Raw genomic sequence first — 4527 nt, 5'->3', positions numbered from 1 at the left:
ACTCATGAATTCTTCATCTATCATGTATGCTTCATCATCTCCAAGTTCTCTTTCTCTTAATTGTTGCATAAATCTATCTCTTTGAACTACAGGATCATTAAGTTCTGAGTAAGCATTACATACTTCTCTACCATATATAAACCCTTCAAATCTCTCAGTAAATTCTGCATTTCCACGTTTTTTCTTTGTAAGTGGTGATATTTCTACTGGGTAGTCACAAAGGAACGTTGGTTGAATTAAATGTTCTTCTGCATATTCTTCGAATAATGCATTAAGTACATCAGCCTTTGTACAGTCTTTTAACTCTTTTTTAAACTCTAAATGTTTTTCTTTAGCTATAGCTCTAGCATCTTCATCAGTTTTAACTAGCGTAAAGTCTACTCCAGAATACTCTTTTACCGCATCTACCATAGTGATTCTTCTCCATGGTGGTGTAAGGTCAAGTTCAGTTCCTTGGTATGTTATTTTAGTTGTACCGTGAACTTTCATACAAACATAAGCTACTAAGTCCTCTGTTATTCTCATCATATCATTATAATCAGCATAAGCTTCATAAAGTTCAATCATAGTGAACTCTGGATTATGTCTTATATCAATTCCTTCATTTCTGAAGTTTTTACCCATATCATAAACTTTTTCAAATCCACCAACTATACATCTTTTTAGATATAGCTCTGTAGCGATTCTTAGGTACATATCTATATCTAAAGCATTATGGTGAGTTGTAAATGGTCTTGCTGCAGCTCCACCAGCTATAGGTGATAGTATAGGAGTTTCAACTTCTAAATATCCTCTATTATCAAGGAATTCTCTTATACCACTGATTATTTTTATTCTCTTCATGAAAGTATCCCTAACTTCTTTATTCATAACTAGGTCTACTTCTCTTTGTCTGTATTTTAAGTCCGGATTTTTAAGTCCATGCCACTTTTCTGGTAGTGGCTTTAAAGATTTAGATATAAGTTGAACGTCTGTAGCTTTAACTGATATTTCTCCAGTTTTAGTTCTAAATACTGTTCCTGTTACCGATAAGAAATCTCCTATGTCGAAGGTTTTAGCATCTTTAAACTGTTCTTCTCCAACTTGATCTAATCTTATATAAACTTGAACTTTCCCGTATCTGTCATGAACATCACAGAATCCAGCCTTACCTTGAATTCTTTTAGACATAAGTCTTCCTGCTATAGTTACAGTTTTTCCCTCTACTTCCTCTGAACCTTCAAATTCTTTTATAACTTGCTCAGAAGTATGAGTTCTCTCAACCTTATAGACATCAAATGGATCTTTTCCCTCAGCTTGTAAATCTGCAAGCTTCTGTCTTCTTATCCTTACTTGTTCATTATATTCAGCTTCTTGTGTTTCTAATTGTTCATTGTCAATTTCTAATTCTGGTACATTTACGTTGTTTTCTCCTGTAGACATGTATACTCCTCCTATTGCTTTATCTTTTTATTTCTAAAATCTCGTATTTGCTTACTCCATCTGGAATTATAGCTTCTACTATATCTCCTACTTTTTTGCCAATAAGAGCTTTTCCTACTGGTGATTCATTTGAAATTTTATTTCTCATTGGATCTGCTTCTGCTGATCCAACAATGTGGTAATCTTCTATTTCATCAAATTCATAATCTTTAACTTTAACAATTGCTCCTATGTTAACTACATCCTTTTCAATTTCTGTTTCATCTACCACAGATGCATTTCTTAACATATTTTCAAGTTGAATTATTCTACCTTCTACAAAAGCTTGCTCATTTTTAGCTTCATCATATTCAGAGTTTTCACTCAAGTCTCCATATCCTAAAGCTACCTTAATCTTTTCAGTTATTTCTTTTCTTTTAACTGTCTTTAAATATTCTAACTCTTCCTCAAGTTTCTTTATTCCTTCATAAGTCATTACATATTTTTTAGACTCGCTCATATTTTTCTCCCCTTTTAATAATATAATAAAGCTACCTTAGATAATTTATACGTACAAACTATAGTTTTATACATTCTCAAATGAAAATATTATAATTCAATGAAACATAAGCAAGTTGCCTTAATATAAACTAAGCTATCAACTTGCTTATCTGCATATTAAAATTATCTAAATTACGCCACGTTTTTAATGCTTTAAGTTATTATAAAACACACTTACAATATTGTCAATAAAAGCCAGTGTTTATCTAATTGTTAGTTCATTTTTATATTCTTCCAATATTTTTAACACATCTTGATACTTTGTCATGGAATTAACTCTATCTTTGATATCTGTGCAATATTTCAACCCTTTAATATACCATGCTATTTGTTTTCTCATTTCTCTTACAGCTTTAGCCTCATCAAAATACTTCATAGCTAAGTTTAAATGCAGTATACACATTTCAAGCTTATCAATTGGTGAAGGACATGTAATTTCTTTACCTTCTAACCCTTCACTTATTTGTTTAAATATCCATGGATTACCCATAGCACCTCTAGCTATCATTATACCATCACAATTAGTAAACTCTTTAAGTCTTATGGCATCCTCAGCAGAAAACACATCGCCATTTCCTATAACAGGGATACTAACATTTTCTTTAACCTGCCTTATTATATCCCAATCTGCCTTTCCTTCATACATTTGTTCACGAGTTCTTCCATGAACAGCTATAGTATCTGCTCCTGCAGCTTCTAAATGTTTTGCAAACTCTACTGCATTTATATTACTTGAATCAAAACCTTTTCTGAATTTAACTGTTACAGGCTTTTTTGATACCTTTTTCATTTCCTTAACTATTTCAGCTGCCAGTTTTGGATCTTTCATCAGAGCCGACCCCTCGCCATTTTTAACAATCTTCGGCACTGGACACCCCATATTAACATCAACTATGCAAATATCCTCCATAGTATTAAACACTTCACAGGCATGAGCCATAATCTTAGGGTCACTTCCAAATATCTGCAATGCCACAGGTTTTTCTTCCTCAGATATTTTCATAAGAGTTTCTGTATTCTTGCTATTATAAAACAATCCCTTGGCACTGACCATCTCTGTATAAACTAGTCCACAACCCATTTTCTTGCATACACCCCTAAAGGCAATATCTGTTACCCCTGCCATTGGAGCTAAAAACACCTCATTTTTAAAATGAAGATTTGCTATATCCATTTTCTCACCTATTCTTTTCACTTTAGTAACTACTTATATAATTGGATTCATCCATTCCTTTGAATTATATTATTATCTATCATACACGCAAATTAAAATTACATTATGATAATGAATCAATATTACTTATTCAACTAATATAATATTTTAATATATGGGTATAAATACATCCGTACTTTTACTCTTTATTCTTCTGATAAATTATTCTTAGTCCGTCTAAGGTTAAGAACGGTTCAACCTTATCAATAGTAAGAGAATCCTTAGCAATTAAATTTCCTAACCCTCCAGTAGCAATAACCATTGGAGCTTCTTCTCCTTTAACTTCCATCTCTTTTTTCATCTTATTAACTATATAATCTACCTGACCAATGTATCCATAAATTATTCCTGCTTGCATACTAGCTACTGTGTTCTTACATATAACTGTATCCGGCTTAATAAGTTCTACTCTTGGAAGTTTTGCTGCTCGTTCAAATAATGCCTCAGAAGAAATCTTTATTCCTGGGCATATGGTGCCGCCTAGATAATCTCCATTTTTAGCTATGGCACAAAAAGTGGTTGCCGTTCCAAAATCTATAATTATCAATGCCTTCTTATAAGTTTCATAAGCCGCTACAGCGTTAACTATTCTATCTGCTCCTACTTCCTTTGGGTTGTCATATTTAATATTAATTCCTGTTTTTACTCCAGGACCAACCACTATTGGAGTAGTATTAAAGTATTTTCTTATCATATGTTCAAGCGAATACATAATATTAGGAACAACCGAAGAAATTATAACCCCTTCTATATGTTTCATATCTATATTACTTTGATTAAACAACTGTGCTACCTGAGTAGCATACTCATCAGCAGTTCTCTTGTAATCTGTAGATAATCTCCACTCAACAACTAATTTTTTTCCCTTGAAGATACCTAGAACAATATTTGTATTTCCTACATCCAATACTAAAATCATTTAATTCACCCCTATATAATTAAAAGCAGCTTAATAGCTGCTTTTCAAATCTTTTCAACATTAGTTAAAATGAAAATAGCTACAATAAAAAAGCATCTATTCTCAAATAAAACAACAATTTAATTTTAACAAGTAAATCTCATTTGTCAAGGTATGTCATTAAATTATGTATATATTAAAGTGTTTATTATATTATGCACTGTTCATTCAAGTTTATTCTTTCCACGATTTCTCTTTCATCTTTAAGTATGTTATAAATCTCCTGTTTAATCGTTCCTTCTTTTTCACTTAAAATAAGATTCATATACATGTTCATCAGATATCTTTCACCATTTGTTATTTTACGTTTTCTAAGCATTTGTTCTTTAGCACTACGAGTAATATTATCCATATTAAAATTACCTCCTCAAGAGTTTTTGTAAAGTTGATATGT

At 31.7% G+C, this 4527-nt stretch carries 5 protein-coding genes; all 5 read right to left on the bottom strand.

Translation table 11 applies throughout. The features are described 5' to 3' along the window. Positions 1–1422: lysine--tRNA ligase (lysS, locus tag RR409_RS20775; protein ID WP_332559686.1), on the bottom strand; the 1422-nt coding region annotated here is incomplete at its 3' end. A 19-nt stretch (positions 1423–1441) separates the two neighbouring features. Then, complete coding sequence (gene greA / locus RR409_RS20770; RefSeq protein ID WP_332559685.1) at positions 1442–1921, bottom strand: transcription elongation factor GreA; 480 nt, start codon at positions 1919–1921, stop codon at positions 1442–1444. A 243-nt stretch (positions 1922–2164) separates the two neighbouring features. After that, positions 2165–3136 carry a tRNA dihydrouridine synthase DusB gene (gene dusB / locus RR409_RS20765; protein ID WP_332559687.1) on the bottom strand — a complete coding sequence of 324 codons (972 nt, stop codon included), beginning with the start codon at positions 3134–3136 and terminating at the stop codon, positions 2165–2167. Between the two features lie 178 nt (positions 3137–3314). Beyond that, positions 3315–4094, bottom strand: a complete 780-nt coding sequence (locus tag RR409_RS20760) for a type III pantothenate kinase (RefSeq protein ID WP_332559684.1) — start codon at positions 4092–4094, stop codon at positions 3315–3317. Between the two features lie 187 nt (positions 4095–4281). Beyond that, positions 4282–4485: a hypothetical protein gene (locus tag RR409_RS20755; RefSeq protein ID WP_332559683.1), complete on the bottom strand. Its 204-nt coding sequence runs from the start codon at positions 4483–4485 to the stop codon at positions 4282–4284. Positions 4486–4527: the final 42 nt, after the last annotated feature.

This window comes from Clostridium sp., from assembly GCF_036642255.1.
Taxonomy (GTDB): domain Bacteria; phylum Bacillota; class Clostridia; order Clostridiales; family Clostridiaceae; genus Clostridium_J.
Note: the sequence above shows the minus strand (reverse complement) of the source record. Positions and strands in the feature narration are given on the sequence as shown.

Coding starts and splice junctions, on each gene's coding strand:
- greA (WP_332559685.1), bottom strand. CDS start 1,921: ATGAGCGAGTCTAAAAAATATGTAATGACTTATGAAGGAATAAAGAAA.
- dusB (WP_332559687.1), bottom strand. CDS start 3,136: ATGGATATAGCAAATCTTCATTTTAAAAATGAGGTGTTTTTAGCTCCA.
- RR409_RS20760 (WP_332559684.1), bottom strand. CDS start 4,094: ATGATTTTAGTATTGGATGTAGGAAATACAAATATTGTTCTAGGTATC.
- RR409_RS20755 (WP_332559683.1), bottom strand. CDS start 4,485: ATGGATAATATTACTCGTAGTGCTAAAGAACAAATGCTTAGAAAACGT.